The organism is Halomonas garicola (assembly GCF_055382465.1).
On the sequence record NZ_AP043931.1, the window covers coordinates 2,313,926 to 2,327,629 of the forward strand.

The following is a 13,704-nucleotide window of genomic DNA, read 5'->3' on the forward strand; positions in this document are numbered from 1 at the left end:
CATGAGCGAGAAGAGAAACGACGTGAAAAATCTGGGCCGCCGCCACTTTCTGCGCAACAGCGCGGTCACCGGCGTCGCCGGCGCGGGCCTTGCCAGCGGCTTCGGCACCGGCGCGCTGATGACCAGCCGCCAGGCCAAGGCCGCGGAAAGCGGCATCGAGGTTGCCCCCGGCGAGCTTGACGAATACTACGGCTTCTGGAGCGGCGGTCAGTCCGCCGAGGTGCGCGTGCTCGGCGTACCCTCCATGCGCGAGCTGATGCGCATCCCGGTGTTCAACGTCGACAGCGCCACCGGCTGGGGCATCACCAACGAGTCCCGGGAAGTGCTGGGCGCGTCCGCCCGCTTTCTCAACGGCGACGCCCACCACCCGCACATCTCCATGACCGACGGCAGCTATGACGGCAAGTATCTGTTTATCAACGACAAGGCCAACACCCGCGTGGCCCGGATCCGTCTGGACATCATGAAGACGGACAAGATCACCACCATTCCCAACGTCCAGGCGATTCACGGCCTGCGCCTGCAGAAAGTGCCGCACACCAAGTACGTCTTCGCCAACGCCGAACTGCCGATTCCGCAGCTCAACGACGGCCGCGACCTGGAAAACCCCGACAATTACGCCACCATGTTCAACGGCCTCGACGCCGAGTCCATGGAAGTCGCCTGGCAGGTGATCGTCGACGGCAACCTCGACAACACCGACGCCGACTACACCGGCCGCTTTGTCGCCTCGACCTGCTACAACTCGGAAATGGGCATGACCCTTGCCGACACCATGCGCGCCGAGCGCGACTGGGTAGTGGTATTCGACGTCGAGGCCATCGAAGCCGCCGTGGAAGCGGGCGACTACGAAACCCTCGGCGACTCCGACGTGCCGGTGCTCAACGGCCGCCACGGCACCAAATTCACCCGCTACATCCCGGTGCCCAAGAACCCCCACGGCCTCAACACCTCGCCGGACGGCAAGTACTTCATTGCCAACGGCAAGCTCTCGCCCACCTGTTCGATCATCGCCATCGACAAGCTCCCTGAGCTTTTTGACGACGCCATCGAGCCCCGGGACACCGTGGTCGGCGAGCCGGAGCTGGGTCTTGGACCGCTGCACACCACCTTTGACGGCCGCGGCAACGCCTACACCACGCTGTTCATCGACAGCCAGATCGCCAAGTGGAACATCGAAGACGCTATCAGCGCCTACCAGGGCGACGAAGTCAACTACCTGCGCCAGAAGCTCGACGTTCACTACCAGCCCGGCCACAACCACGCCAGCCTCACCGAAACCAAGGACGCCGACGGCAAGTGGCTGGTGGTGCTGTCCAAGTTCTCCAAGGACCGCTTCCTGCCGGTCGGCCCGCTGCACCCGGAAAACGACCAGCTGATCGATATTTCCGGCGAGGAAATGAAGCTCGTCCACGACGGCCCGACCTACGCCGAGCCCCACGACTGTATCCTGCTGCGCGCCGATCAGCTCACCCCCAGCCGTACCTGGTCCCGCGACGATCCGTTCTTTGCCACCACCCGGAAAATGGCCGAGGATGACGGCATCAACCTGGAAGGCGACAACAAGGTCGTGCGCGACGGCAACAAGGTACGCGTCTACATGACCTCGGTCGCGCCGCAGTTCGGCACCACCGAGTTCAAGGTCAAGCAGGGTGACGAAGTCACGGTGGTCGTCACCAACCTTGACCAGGTCGAAGACCTGACCCACGGCTTCTGCGTGGTCAACCACGGGGTGCAGATGGAAATTTCCCCCCAGCAGACGTCGAGCGTCACCTTTATCGCCGACCAGCCCGGCGTACACTGGTACTACTGCAACTGGTTCTGCCACGCCATGCACATGGAAATGACCGGCCGCATGCTGGTTGAAAAGGCCTAACGCCGATGATACGACGCACTTTCGTGGTGAATATCCGCGGCGTCGGTATCGGGCTGATTGCCGCCTGGCTAGGGCTTTGGACAAGTTTCTGGCCGGGCGGCGCCCCGCGTGCCGCCGACTGGACGGCAGCGCCCGGGCAACCTTTGCAGCCGCTGGTGGCAAACGCCGCCGGCGGCGACCGTATTCTATTGGCCAAGGGCCGCTATACAGGGCCCTTGGTGATTGACCGCACGCTTGAGCTACGCGGCGAAGACGGCGCGGTGATCGACGGCGGCGGAGCCGGCCACGCCGTGGTCATCGACGCCGCCGACACCGTCATCGACGGCGTTGACGTGGAAAACTGGGGCGCCGACCTCACCGCCATGGACGCGGGCATTTTCATCGCCCGCAAGGCCACCGGCAGCGTGGTCAAAAACGCCCGACTTGACGGGCCGGGCTTTGGTATCTGGCTTGACGGCGTGCACGACGCGGTGATCGAAAACAACGTCATCCGCGGCGACGCCGAGCGACGCTCCCAGGACCGCGGCAACGGCGTGCATCTGTTCAACGTGGAAAACGTCCGCGTCGAGGGCAACGACATCCGCCGCACCCGGGACGGCATCTATATCGATACCAGCAGCCACAGCCTGCTGCGGGGCAACCACATGGAGGATCTGCGCTACGGCGTGCACTACATGTACGCCCACGACAACCGCCTGGAAAACAACAGCACCACCGACACCCGCACCGGCTACGCGCTGATGCAGTCCAAGCGTCTGACCGTGCTGAATAACCGCTCGCACAACGACCGGCGCTACGGCATCCTGTTGAACAACATTACTCAGTCGACGCTGCGCGGCAACCGCATCCGCGGGATTCGCCAGCAGGAGCCGGACGGCGCCACCGCCATCAGCGGCAACGACGGCAAGGCGCTGTTCGTCTACAACGCCCAGTACAATCGCCTGGAGGGCAATCGCCTGGCGGACAGCGACATCGGCATCCACCTGACGGCGGGCTCCGAGGATAACGACGTCACCGGCAATGCCTTCATCGACAACCGCCAGCAGGTCAAGTACGTGGCCACCCGGGCTCAGGAGTGGGAGGGCAACTACTGGAGCAACTACCTGGGCTGGGACCTGGACGACGACGGCGTGGGCGACACCGCCTTCGAGCCCAACGATGCCATGGACCGCCTGCTGTGGCGCTACCCCGCCGCCAAGCTGCTGATGGACAGCCCGGCGGTGCTCGCCCTGCGCTGGGTGCAGCGCCAGTTTCCGGTGTTTCGCCCCCAGGGCGTGCGCGACAGCGCGCCGCTCATGGCCGAGCCCGCTCCTCTTACCAGTGACGCTGGAGACGCCACGCCATGACCCAGGTGATCGACTTTCACGAGGTAACCCACCGCCACGGCCGGCTTACCCGGCTGGACTCCCTGAGCTTCAGCGCCAGCCAGGGCGAAGTGCTTGCGCTTTTAGGCCACAACGGCGCGGGCAAGACCACCACCATGCACCTGATACTCGGGCTGCTGTCGCCGGCGTCCGGGCGGGTTAGCGTGCTGTCCGGCGCGCCGGACAGCCGCCACGCCGCCGTGCTGCGCAAGCGCCTTGGCTACCTGCCGGAGAACGTCAGCTTCTACGAGGCGCTGAGCGGTTTCGAGGTGCTGACCTACTTTGCCCGGCTCAAGCGCGCCGACCGCGGCCAGATCACGCCGCTGCTGGAAAAAGTCGGCCTGGGCCACGCCGCCCACCGTCGGGTAAAAACCTACTCCAAGGGCATGCGCCAGCGCCTGGGGCTGGCCCAGGCGCTGCTGGGCGAGCCCCAACTGCTGCTGCTCGACGAGCCCACCACCGGCCTTGACCCGGCGGCCACCCGGGATTTCTACACCACCCTTGACGAGCTGCGCGGCCGCGGCGGCACCGTGGTGCTGTCGTCGCATATCCTGCCGGGGGTAGAGCCCTACATCGACCGCGCGCTGATCCTCGGCGACGGCAGGCGCCTGGCGCTGGGCAACATGGAGGCGCTGCGCCGGGAGGCGGCGCTGCCGCTGGTCATCCGGGTGCGCGGCCGCCTTGGCGGGAACGACTGGCAGGCGCTGATCAGCCGGCCGGACCATGCGCTGCTGGCCCAGGACGAGGCCGGTGCCGACCTCGCCGCCCCCGAGACGGCCAAGCTCGACACCCTGCGCCGGCTCACCGGCATGGCAGGCGTCGCCGACATCGCCGTGGAGCCGCCGACCCTTGAGCACCTGTACCAGCACTTTTCCCGGGGGGCCAACCAATGAACGCCATCATGATTATCGCCGGCAAGGAGTTCCGCGACGGCCTGCGCAACCGCTGGGTGCTCTCCATTACCCTGGTGCTGGCGGTGCTCGCCGTGGGCATTGCCTGGGCGGGCGCGGCGGCCAGCGGCGGCCTGGGCTTTACCTCCCTTGCCAGCACCCTGGTCAGCCTGACAACGCTTGCGGTGTTTTTGATTCCGCTGATCGCCCTGCTGCTGGCCTACGACGCCGTGGTCGGCGAGCGCGAATCCGGCACCCTGCTGCTGCTGCTCACCTACCCCATCAGCCGCTCGGCGCTTCTGCTGGGCAAGTTCTGCGGCCACGGGCTGATTCTCGGCGCGGCGACGACGCTTGGCTTCGGCATCGCCGGGGTGACCATTGCGCTGGGCGCTGACGGCGTCGCGCTTGGGGAGCTTGCCCGGGGCATGGGGCTGTTGATTGCCAGCACCGTGCTGCTGGGCTGGATCTTCATCGCCTTTGCCTACCTGATCAGCGTCGGCGCGGTGGAAAAGCAGCGCGCCGCCGGGCTGGCGCTGGGGGTATGGTTTTTCTTCGTGCTGGTGTTTGATCTGGCGCTGCTGGCGCTGCTGGTAAGCCTTGAGCAGGGCGGCGACTGGCTGGCCTGGCTGCTGCTGTTGAACCCCACCGAATGCTTCCGGCTTTTAAACCTGGCAGGCTTTGCCGCCGCCCGGGAGCACGCCGGCGTCACCGCCATTGCCGCCCCGGGAGCGTTTCATCCCGCCACCCTGGTGGCGCTACTGCTGGGCTGGGCGGCGCTGCCGCTGGGGCTGGCGCTGTGGCGCTTTCAGCGCCGCGCGGCCTGATCCGCCCGGCTGCCTTCAACTTTTCCGGGAGAACGCCCCATGAGCTATGCCGCCAACACCTTCGTCAAACGCCTGCTGGCGTATTCCGCCCTTGCCTGGCTTCTGGCCGCGATGCTGCTGCTTGCCGGCTGCGAGGAGCCCACGCCCAAGGCGCTGGCTGACGCCGAGCCCATCGCCTCCGGGGACAGCTGCCACGTCTGCGGCATGACCATCCGCGAGCACCCCGGCCCCAAGGGCGAAGCCTTCATGGGCCGCGACGAGGCCCCGCTCAAGTTCTGCTCCACCGCTGAGCTCTTCACCTTTCTGCGCCAGCCGGAAAACGAGTCGCAGCTCTCCCACGCCTACGTCCACGACGTAGGCCGGACCGACTGGGAAACCCCCGAGGATGACGCCTTCATCCGCGCCGACGAGGCCGTCTACGTCATCGGCCACGACCGCCGCGGCAGCATGGGCCATACCCTTGCGCCCTTCGCCGACAAAAACGCCGCCGAGGCCTTTGTAAAGGACCGCGGCGGCAAGGTGGTGGCCTTTGACGACATCACCCTTGAGCGGCTCGCCCAGCACCGATAAAAGGCAAGACGCGGCGGGAGTGCTTAGTTGAGGCTCAGCGCTTCTCCATTCTTGTCGAAGGCGATATAGGAGCCGACGTTGCCCGTCTGCAGCGACTCGGTCATTTTGGTCAGCTGCTTTTGAATTTCGTCGTCGTCCTTCGGATCGTCCATGGCGGCAACGAAGAACAGGTCCCACTCGGCGCCGGTCTTCTCGGCTTCCTTGACCAGCGTGTTCATGTCCTCGAGCTCGTCCGGGGTTTTATCCACACAGACCGTGGGGGCCAGCACGCCGCCTTCGCTTTGCTCGAACTGTCGGCGCTGCTCGTCGTCGGGGAAGTCCGGCAGCTCCGCCCTGGCAAAGACCAGTAAAAGCCGCTGGGGGCGATGCTGGCTGCGCGCCTCACCGAGAAGATCGTTGAAGCTGGAAATGGCCATAGCGGGATCCTCTTGTAGATATCGATCGGGCCGACCAGTATAAACGCCCGAAGCCGGGCAAGCCTACCGTCGGCCGTGCCTTTAATGCCAGCCCGGATTAATGGCTGGTTCCCTCTTCATAGCGCGTCTTGTTCCACACGTTGTATTTGCCCGAGGGCTTGCTCATGGGAATGCGCTCGAGCTCTTCCAGGCTGTCGCCGTCGTAGACGATCACCGCGCCGTCGTCTTCCCAAAGGCTCAGCAAAAGCTTTTCTCCATAGCGGTCAAACTCCACGTGGGCGGCGGTCTTGCCAGGCTCCGGCGTCAGCGTTTTGACGATCTTAAGGCTCTGCTTATCGATCACGTGGACCCGATCGCGGTTAGGGCCAAAGAAGACGTCCACCCAGGCGTAGGGCGAGTTTTCGTGGCTGCGCATGAAAAAGCCCGGGCCGTCAGTTTCCAGTGTCTTGATCAGCGCCCAGCTTTCCATGTCGATGATCGACACCTCGGCCCGGCCCAGGTGCGGAAGCGCCATCACCCGCCGGCCGTCGTGCTCCCAGGTAATCCCCGAGCCCAGGTGGGGCATGCCCTCCAGGGGCAGGTCGGCCACTTTCTCGCCGCGGTCGAGGTTAACCACCATGCCGCCCTGCCCGCCCCGGGAGGCGCCGATGACGTGCGCGTAGCCCGGGTCAAAAAAGAAGTCGTCAAGGTAGTCCGGCACCTCGATGCGGCGCACCTTGAAGCTTTCCAGGGACGGGTCCCGGCTCGGCGCCAGCGGCGTTTTCATATGCCCGGTGGACACCACCGACTCCGTAGGCAGCGGCCAGGGAATTTCCCAGACCTCCTTGATGTCCTTGAGCGCGGCGATAAAGCTGCCCCGGGGCGGTGCGGCGTACACCGCGCTGACCCGGGAGCTTTCCCCCGCGGCGTTTTCCACCGGGTAGACCTTCATCAGGTCGAGGTTGTGGGCGTCGAACAGTACCAGGCGGTGGGGCAGGTAGTTGGCGGCCATGACGTAGCGGCCGTCGGCGGACACCGCAATGTTGCGCATGTTGATGCCGGCGCGCACCTCGGCCACGGTTTCCAGGTTGTAGAGGTCGTATTTGGTGATCCAGCCGTCCCGGGAGCCGAAGAACACGTAGCGCCCGTCCGGGGTGTACTTGGGCCCGCCGTGGAGCGCGTAGCGGGTTTCAAAGCGGTGGATGCGTTCAAAGGTATCGCCGTCGAGGACGCTGGCGTGATGGTCGCCGGTTTCCACTACGATAAAGAGATTCAGCGGGTCGGCATCAAAAATCGGCGTGTCGGGCAGGCTGCCGTCGGGGTGCAAGACCGCATGACTTGCCGCGATCTCCGGCTCGCCCCAGCGCGGCTCGGTCTCCGGCGGGCGGTAGAGCCACTCGGCAAGCGCCTCGATTTGCGACACAGCAAGCGTCTCGCCAAAGGCGGGCATCTGGCTTGCCGCGCGGCTGTTGGCGATCACCTCAGCGGCGGCGTCGGGCTTGAGCCGGGACAGGTTGCCCGGCAACAGCGCCGGCCCGATACCCCCCAGGCGGGCCTCGCCGTGGCAGCTGGCGCAGTGGGTCTGATAAAGCGCGGCGGTGTCATCGTCGTCTGCGGCGAACGCCGGCGCCGCGGCGGCCAGCATCAGCGGCGCCAGGGCAAGGCGCAGCGGAGAAAAGGCAGCGCGTAACAGGGTCATAGGGCGACTTTCTCCCGGTAGACAGAAGCCAGCGCGGGGACCGTGGCGGGCACCGGCGCCTCGACCTGGGCCGGCATCAGCGTATCGGCAAGCGCCACCACCTCACCCACCACCATCAGCGTGGGCGGGGTCAGGCCTTCACGCTCGATGACCCGCGTCATCTCGCCAAGGCAGGTGATGACTCGGCGCTGCTCGGGAGTGGTGCCGCGCTCGATAAGCGCCACCGGGTGGCTTGCCGGCAGGCCGGCATGCATAAGCTCCCGGCTGATCAGCGCAGCGTTGGAAAGCCCCATGTAAAACACCGAGGTGTGGTGCGGGGTCGCCAGTGCCTGCCAGTCCAGCGCCAGCTCGCCGTCGCTTTTGCAGTGGCCGGTAACGAAGGTCACGCTCTGGGCGTAGTCGCGGTGGGTCAGCGGGAAGCCGGCGTAGGCCGCGCAGCCCTGGGCCGAGGTAATCCCCGGCACGGCGTGAAAGCCGATGCCGTGCTCCACCAGCGCTTCGGCTTCCTCGCCGCCGCGGCCAAAGATGTAAGGGTCACCGCCCTTGAGCCGCACCACGCGTCGGTTTTCCCGAGCCAGACGCACCAGCAGGGCGTTGGTTTCGTCCTGGGTCAGGGCGTGGCAGCGCGACGCCTTGCCCACGTAAAAGCGCTGCACGTCCGCGCCGGCCAGCGCCAGCACTTCGGCCGACACCAGGCGGTCGAACACCAGGCAGTCGGCCTGCTCGATCAGCGCCAGCGCCCGCAGGGTCAAAAGTCCGGGATCGCCGGGGCCGGCGCCGACAATGGCCACCTCGCCGGGGGCAAGCGTCGCCCCGGCCACGTCATATACAACGCGATGTAACGACATGTCATCACTCCTTGAACGCCCGCGGCGCTAAAAGATTTCCACGGCCTGGATCGGGGCAAACGGCGCGTAGAGCTGCCGGTCCGGCGCATCAGGCAGACCGATTTCGGCGTTGGTAAGATAGCAGCCGGGATCCTCTTCCCAGGGGTCCCCGGTCACCTTCCACGCCCGCACCCGGGTATTGCCGTTGCAGATCGGCAGATACTGGCATTCCCCGCAGCGGCCCTTGACCGGGCGCAGCCGCTGGCGAAAGCCGAGCATCAGCGGGTCCTGCGTATCGCGCCAGATCTCGGAAAACGAGCGGTCGCGCACGTTGCCAAGGTCATGGTCCCACCAGAAGGTGTCCGGATGGACGTTGCCAAGGTTGTCGATGTTGGCGATATATTCCCCCGAGGCGTTGCCGCCCCAGTGGGTCAGCCGCTCGGTCAGCGCCGGCACCTGGTCGGGGAAGTGTTCTTGCGCCCACATGAGCATGAAGGGGCCGTCGGCGTCGTTGTTGCCGGTGACGTACTCCCGGGTGATGCCGCGCTCAAGCTCGTCGCGGCAGTGGTCGAACAGCTGGGTCATCGCCACCCGGGTCATCTCGTGCCAGGCGTCGTTTTTGCTGTGGCGACGGCCGCGCCCGCCGTAGTTGAGGTGAGAAAGATAGAACTTGTCGACGTCGTGGTAGTCGATCAGCTCGAGGATGTCGCCCAGCTGGTCGGCGTTTTCCCGGGTCAGGGTAAAGCGCAGACCCACCTTGATACCGCGCTCCTTGCACAGCTTGACCGCGTGCATGGACTCGCGAAACGCGCCCTTTCGCTGGCGAATGACGTCGTGGGTGTCTTCCAGGCCGTCGATGCTGATGCCCACGTAGTCGTAGCCCACCTCGGCGACCTCGTCGATGTTGTCTTCGGTGATCAGCGTGCCGTTGGTGGAAAGCCCGGTGTAGATGCCAAGCTCCCGGGCGCGGCGAGAAAGCTCGAAAATATCCGGGCGCATCAGGGGCTCACCGCCGGAGAGAATCAGCGCCGGCACGTGAAACCCCTTGAGGTCGTCGAGCACCCTGTGCGCCTCCGCGGTATCGAGCTCCCCGGCAAAGTCGATATCCGCCGAGGTGGTGTAGCAGTGCTTGCAGGTCAGATTGCAGCGGCGGATCAGGTTCCAGATCACCACCGGCCCTTTGGGCTTGCGCGCCGGTGGCACCGGGCCCGGCGTCATCAGCGACTGCATATAGCGCGTTACACGAAACATGGCGTCTCTCCCACCGTTATGATTTGCCCGCGCCCGCCAGGCGCAGGCCGGTCTTTTTCAAGATCCGCGAGCTGTAGAGAATGCGGTAGTCGCGGCAGGCACTGCCAAGGCGAAGACGCAACGCTTCAGCCTGATGCTCCACCTCGTCACGGGTCCTGCCGTGGAGCATGGCAAAGAGGTTGTACGGCCAGTGCGGCAGGTGCCGCGGCCGGCGATAGCAGTGGCTGACGCCGTCTACGCCGGCGATTTCCCGGCCCAGGCGGTCGATGTCAGCATCGTCCACGTCCCACACGCTCATGCCGTTGGCCACATACCCCAGCCGGTAGTGGTTGGGCACCGCCGCCACCCGGCGGATCACCCCGGCCTTTTGCATGGCCTGCATGCGCGAAAGCACTTCCCCGCCGCTAACGCCCACCTGCTCGCCCACGGCGCGCCAGGGGTCGGGGTAAAGCGGCAGCCCCGCCTGGGTGGCAAGCACTATCGCGCGGTCGATGGCGTCCGGGGCAAAGGCCGGCACGGCCGTTGGGCTGTCCGGCTTAGACCGGCAGATGGAGTCGTACATGAAACTCCTCCTCCTTGGGCATGTTGTAGACGGCAAGGCCCGTGGCGGCTTCGATCTCGTCGATAGCCTCGGCAATGCGCTCGGGCGTCTCGGTAGCCAGCACAAACCACATGTTGAGGGCGTGCTCCCGGCGGTAGTTGTGGGCTACCTCGGGGAAGGCGTTAACAATGCCGGTCACGCGCTCGTAGTCGTCCTCGGGCACCCGGAGCGCGGCAAGGGTCAGCCCGCCGCCCAGGCGCTCGGCGTGATACATGGGCCCAAAGCGGCTGAGCACGCCGCTGTCGCGCAGCTGCTCCAGCCGGTACAAAAGCCGGCCTTCGCTCAGGGAAAGCTCCTCGGCGACCCGGGCAAAGGGCCGCTCAGCCAGCGGCAAGCCGTCCTGCAGCCGATTGATGATCGTGCGGTCGGTGGCGTCAAGCGCCATTGGTGCCTGATTGGCGGCGGTTCTGGCGGCACTCATGAGTGTTCCTCCCGGGTGTAGCGGGCGCCACGCTGGCGGTAGGCGTGGTGGCTGAACAGCACCTGATGGGCGGTATCAGCCAGCGCCTGGCGGGCGATGATGGCGTCAAGCTCGGCCAGCACGCGCTCCCGGCGCACGCCGTGAATCATGCAGAAAAGGTTGTAGGGCCAGTCCGGCAGGCGGCGCGGGCGGCGGTAGCAAAGCGTCACCGCGGGCTCGGCGGCAAGCGCTCTTCCCACCTTGCCCACGCGCTCGTCGGCAATGTCCCACACCACCATGGCGTTGGCCGCCATGCCCAGCCGGCGGTGGCGCACCACCAGCCCCATCCGTTTGATCAGGCCGTCGTCCTGCCAGCGCCGGGCGCAGGCCATGGCCTCGTCTTCTCTCATGCCGGCCTGGCGGGCCAGTTCCTCCCAGGGGCGCGGTACCAGCGGCAGGCCTTTTTCCAGCAGGCCGCGCAGGCGCTGCTCGGCGTCAGTCCGGGTCATACACCCTCCGTGACGGCGTGACGGTCAAGCTCAGGGCTTTCCAATTCGTCCCAGGGCAGCGGAAAGGCCAGGTCGATATGAAAGCTTTCGAGCATGGGCAGGCGCAGCACCGCACGCCCGAGGCGCTGCTCGAGCGCTGCGAGGCGGGCTTCAAGCTCGGCTTCGTCGGGGGCGGTCATCACAAACCAGAGGTTGAATCCCCGGGCGGCGTCGCGCAGGTAGTTGTGGTTGATGCCGGGGGCGCGGTTGATCTCGGCGGCCACGGCGTCGCGCTCAACATCATCGGCGGCCACCGCCGCGAGCAGGCTGGCGCCGGCCCGGGCGTGGTCGAATACCGGCCCTGCCCGGCTGATCACGCCCAGGGCGTGCAGCCGCTCAAGGCGGTTTAGAATGTCTCCTTCCGTGGTCTCAAGGCGCTCGGCCAGCGCACGGTAAGGCCTGGCTTCAACGGGAAGGTCGCGCTGGCAGGTATCCAGCAGGCGGCGATCGAGGGCGTCAAGCTCGCCCGGATCAAGCTTGCCCGGACCAGAACGGCGCGTCTGATCGTGCATTTGATTCGGCATAGGCTCTCCCCTACTCTCTTCATCCGTTGTGTGCCGGGGCCGGCGAGCAGGGCGCCCGCCGGCCGGTTTTACGGCTTAGTAGATGTCTTTCTGGGTGTTGATCACGTTGAACTTGCCGGTCGGCGTGACGATCCGCTCGTCCTTGATGACCTTCTTCAGCTCGCGAGTGGTGTCGTCAACCACCACCAGCGCGGACTGCTGGTCCATGGTGTTCCACACCGAGAACCACACTTCGTCGCCGGCCTGGTTGTACTCCGGCTGCACCACGCGCTTGGGGCCTTCGCCCACGTCGGCCCATTCGGCGATGGGCAGCACCTCGAAGCCGTCCTCCAGGTTGTTGATATCAAAGACGGCAACGCTCTGGCTGATGTCCTCACCGGGGTTCAGCGCGGTATCCACGTAGAGGTTGTCGGACTCGGGGTGGGTCTTGACGAACAGCGAGCCGCCGCCCTGACCGTCGATGCTGCGCACCACTTTCCAGGCGTTGTCCGGATGCCCTTCGGGGTCGGTGCCGATCAGCTGGATGCTGGCATCGCCCAGGTGGCTGGTAGCCCAAACAGGCCCGAACTCGGGGTCGACGAAGTTGGCGCCGCGACCCGGGTGCGGGGTCTTGCCGACGTCGACGATGGACTCAAGCTCGCGCTCCTTGGCGTCGATCACCACGATCTGGTTGGACTCGTTGGCCGCGGTCAGGAAGTAGCGCCCCGAGGCGTCCCAGCCGCCGTCATGCAGGAAGCGCGAGGTGTCGATCTCAACGGTGGAGATGGCGTCCATGTCCTCGTAGTTGACCAGGCGTACCTTGCCGGTTTCCTTGACGTTGACGATGAACTCGGGATGCTGATGCGAGCCCACGATCGCCGCCACGCGCGGTTCCGGGTGGTACTCCTGGGTGCCTACGGTCATGCCCCGGGTGCTGACGATCTTCTTCGGCTCCAGGGTCTGGCCGTCCATGATTACGTACTGGGGCGGCCAGTAGGCCCCGGCAATGGCCAGGTCGTCTTCGTACCCCTCAAACTTGGAGGTCTCCACCGAGCGCGCTTCCATGCCGATCTTGATGGTGGCGACGATGTCCGGGTCTTCCATCCACAGATCGATCATGTCGACCTTGGCGTCGCGGCCGATGACGAAGATGTAGCGTCCGGACGCCGACATGCGTGAAATATGCACGGCGTAGCCGGTGTCGAGGATCTTGGCGATTTCCTTGGTCTCGCCGTCGATCAGCGCGATCTGGCCGGCGTCGCGCAGGGTCACCGAGAACAGGTTCTCGATATCCCAGTCGTTCATCTTCTCCGTGGGCCGGTCTTCGGGGGCGATCACCACTTCCCAGGTGTCGCGCATATCGGACATGCCAAACTCCGGCGGCACCGGCGGCTCGTGCATCACGTACTTGGCCATGAGCTCGACTTCATCCTCGGTGAAATCGCCCGACGTACCCCAGTTGGGCATGCCGGCGGGCGAGCCGTAGTTGATGAAGGTCTTGAGGTACTCGATCCCACGTTCCTGAGTAATGTCGGTGGTCAGCGGCTTGCCCGTGGCCCCCTTACGCAGCACGCCGTGGCAGCCGGCGCAGCGCTGAAAATAAATCTCCTTGGCCTTTTCGAACTCGGCTTCGGTCAAATCCGGCGCGCCGGGCGTTTTCACCACCTTCGCCGACTCCGCGTCTACGGCCGATTCGCCCCCTTTATACGCCGCCTCAGCTTCGTCAATGTCCTTGTGCTGGGCGCTTGCGGTTCCCATTCCCAACGCCAGTGCGGCAATGGCCACGGCTAGCGGCGTCCGGTATCCCTTTTTCATCGTCATCGTTCCACCTCTGTGTCATGAGACTGACTGCGTCATCAAACTGCACGGTTTTCGTCAGGTTGCGATGCTTGTTGTTATCTGGGCTCAGTGTGACGCACAAAGATGCCTCTCTCATGCCTGTTCGCGCGTTTCTCG

Annotated in this window: 14 protein-coding genes; 5 read left to right on the forward strand and 9 right to left on the reverse strand. The window is 65.5% G+C overall.

Annotation, left to right across the window (positions count from 1 at the left end):
* Position 1: 1 nt before the first annotated feature.
* The 5 genes from nosZ to ACZ46Y_RS11150 are packed head-to-tail and all read left to right on the forward strand — an operon-like array spanning position 2 to position 5,524.
* Entirely contained in the window at positions 2 to 1,876 is a 1,875-nt protein-coding gene (gene nosZ, locus ACZ46Y_RS11130; RefSeq protein WP_311954929.1) for a TAT-dependent nitrous-oxide reductase, read from the forward strand.
* Positions 1,877 to 1,881: 5 nt separating this feature from the next.
* Positions 1,882 to 3,222, forward strand: a complete 1,341-nt coding sequence (locus tag ACZ46Y_RS11135) for a nitrous oxide reductase family maturation protein NosD (RefSeq protein ID WP_311954928.1) — start codon at positions 1,882 to 1,884, stop codon at positions 3,220 to 3,222.
* Positions 3,219 to 4,133, forward strand: coding sequence for an ABC transporter ATP-binding protein (locus tag ACZ46Y_RS11140; protein WP_311954927.1), 915 nt, complete (start codon positions 3,219 to 3,221; stop codon positions 4,131 to 4,133). Before ACZ46Y_RS11135 ends, ACZ46Y_RS11140 begins: the two co-directional genes overlap by 4 nt.
* Positions 4,130 to 4,954 carry an ABC transporter permease subunit gene (locus ACZ46Y_RS11145; RefSeq protein ID WP_311954926.1) on the forward strand — a complete coding sequence of 275 codons (825 nt, stop codon included), beginning with the start codon at positions 4,130 to 4,132 and terminating at the stop codon, positions 4,952 to 4,954. Before ACZ46Y_RS11140 ends, ACZ46Y_RS11145 begins: the two co-directional genes overlap by 4 nt.
* 39 nt (positions 4,955 to 4,993) lie before the next feature.
* The gene (locus ACZ46Y_RS11150) at positions 4,994 to 5,524 is read left to right on the forward strand and encodes a nitrous oxide reductase accessory protein NosL (protein ID WP_311954925.1); all 531 of its coding nucleotides are present in this window, start codon (positions 4,994 to 4,996) and stop codon (positions 5,522 to 5,524) included.
* Between the two features lie 23 nt (positions 5,525 to 5,547).
* On the opposite strand, the gene ACZ46Y_RS11155 is transcribed toward ACZ46Y_RS11150, so the two are convergent.
* The 9 genes from ACZ46Y_RS11155 to ACZ46Y_RS11195 form a co-directional block, all read right to left on the reverse strand.
* Positions 5,548 to 5,940, reverse strand: a complete 393-nt coding sequence (locus ACZ46Y_RS11155; RefSeq protein WP_311954924.1) for a ribonucleotide reductase subunit alpha — start codon at positions 5,938 to 5,940, stop codon at positions 5,548 to 5,550.
* A 97-nt stretch (positions 5,941 to 6,037) separates the two neighbouring features.
* The gene (locus ACZ46Y_RS11160) at positions 6,038 to 7,618 is read right to left on the reverse strand and encodes a cytochrome D1 domain-containing protein (protein ID WP_311954923.1); all 1,581 of its coding nucleotides are present in this window, start codon (positions 7,616 to 7,618) and stop codon (positions 6,038 to 6,040) included.
* Positions 7,615 to 8,466, reverse strand: a complete 852-nt coding sequence (gene cobA / locus ACZ46Y_RS11165) for a uroporphyrinogen-III C-methyltransferase (protein WP_311954922.1) — start codon at positions 8,464 to 8,466, stop codon at positions 7,615 to 7,617. The genes ACZ46Y_RS11160 and cobA overlap by 4 nt, the downstream gene beginning before the upstream one ends.
* 27 nt (positions 8,467 to 8,493) lie before the next feature.
* Positions 8,494 to 9,696, reverse strand: coding sequence for a heme d1 biosynthesis radical SAM protein NirJ (nirJ, locus tag ACZ46Y_RS11170; protein WP_311954921.1), 1,203 nt, complete (start codon positions 9,694 to 9,696; stop codon positions 8,494 to 8,496).
* A gap of 16 nt (positions 9,697 to 9,712) precedes the next feature.
* Entirely contained in the window at positions 9,713 to 10,258 is a 546-nt protein-coding gene (ahbB, locus tag ACZ46Y_RS11175) for a siroheme decarboxylase subunit beta (RefSeq protein ID WP_311954920.1), read from the reverse strand.
* Positions 10,233 to 10,718 carry an Lrp/AsnC family transcriptional regulator gene (locus ACZ46Y_RS11180; RefSeq protein WP_311954919.1) on the reverse strand — a complete coding sequence of 162 codons (486 nt, stop codon included), beginning with the start codon at positions 10,716 to 10,718 and terminating at the stop codon, positions 10,233 to 10,235. The genes ahbB (ACZ46Y_RS11175) and ACZ46Y_RS11180 overlap by 26 nt, the downstream gene beginning before the upstream one ends.
* Positions 10,715 to 11,206 carry a siroheme decarboxylase subunit beta gene (ahbB, locus tag ACZ46Y_RS11185; RefSeq protein ID WP_311954918.1) on the reverse strand — a complete coding sequence of 164 codons (492 nt, stop codon included), beginning with the start codon at positions 11,204 to 11,206 and terminating at the stop codon, positions 10,715 to 10,717. Before ahbB (ACZ46Y_RS11185) ends, ACZ46Y_RS11180 begins: the two co-directional genes overlap by 4 nt.
* Positions 11,203 to 11,769, reverse strand: a complete 567-nt coding sequence (locus ACZ46Y_RS11190; RefSeq protein WP_311954917.1) for an Lrp/AsnC family transcriptional regulator — start codon at positions 11,767 to 11,769, stop codon at positions 11,203 to 11,205. Before ACZ46Y_RS11190 ends, ahbB (ACZ46Y_RS11185) begins: the two co-directional genes overlap by 4 nt.
* Before the next feature lie 75 nt (positions 11,770 to 11,844).
* The gene (locus ACZ46Y_RS11195) at positions 11,845 to 13,569 is read right to left on the reverse strand and encodes a cytochrome D1 domain-containing protein (RefSeq protein WP_311954916.1); all 1,725 of its coding nucleotides are present in this window, start codon (positions 13,567 to 13,569) and stop codon (positions 11,845 to 11,847) included.
* Positions 13,570 to 13,704: the final 135 nt, after the last annotated feature.

Bases quoted from the DNA above. Each gene is read 5' to 3' on its own strand.
- ACZ46Y_RS11140 (WP_311954927.1), top strand. From the start codon at position 3,219: ATGACCCAGGTGATCGACTTTCACGAGGTAACCCACCGCCACGGCCGG.
- ahbB (WP_311954920.1), bottom strand. From the start codon at position 10,258: ATGTACGACTCCATCTGCCGGTCTAAGCCGGACAGCCCAACGGCCGTG.
- ACZ46Y_RS11150 (WP_311954925.1), top strand. From the start codon at position 4,994: ATGAGCTATGCCGCCAACACCTTCGTCAAACGCCTGCTGGCGTATTCC.
- ACZ46Y_RS11145 (WP_311954926.1), top strand. From the start codon at position 4,130: ATGAACGCCATCATGATTATCGCCGGCAAGGAGTTCCGCGACGGCCTG.
- ACZ46Y_RS11155 (WP_311954924.1), bottom strand. From the start codon at position 5,940: ATGGCCATTTCCAGCTTCAACGATCTTCTCGGTGAGGCGCGCAGCCAG.
- ACZ46Y_RS11190 (WP_311954917.1), bottom strand. From the start codon at position 11,769: ATGCCGAATCAAATGCACGATCAGACGCGCCGTTCTGGTCCGGGCAAG.
- ACZ46Y_RS11195 (WP_311954916.1), bottom strand. From the start codon at position 13,569: ATGACGATGAAAAAGGGATACCGGACGCCGCTAGCCGTGGCCATTGCC.
- ACZ46Y_RS11180 (WP_311954919.1), bottom strand. From the start codon at position 10,718: ATGAGTGCCGCCAGAACCGCCGCCAATCAGGCACCAATGGCGCTTGAC.
- ACZ46Y_RS11135 (WP_311954928.1), top strand. From the start codon at position 1,882: ATGATACGACGCACTTTCGTGGTGAATATCCGCGGCGTCGGTATCGGG.
- ahbB (WP_311954918.1), bottom strand. From the start codon at position 11,206: ATGACCCGGACTGACGCCGAGCAGCGCCTGCGCGGCCTGCTGGAAAAA.
- cobA (WP_311954922.1), bottom strand. From the start codon at position 8,466: ATGTCGTTACATCGCGTTGTATATGACGTGGCCGGGGCGACGCTTGCC.
- ACZ46Y_RS11160 (WP_311954923.1), bottom strand. From the start codon at position 7,618: ATGACCCTGTTACGCGCTGCCTTTTCTCCGCTGCGCCTTGCCCTGGCG.
- nosZ (WP_311954929.1), top strand. From the start codon at position 2: ATGAGCGAGAAGAGAAACGACGTGAAAAATCTGGGCCGCCGCCACTTT.
- nirJ (WP_311954921.1), bottom strand. From the start codon at position 9,696: ATGTTTCGTGTAACGCGCTATATGCAGTCGCTGATGACGCCGGGCCCG.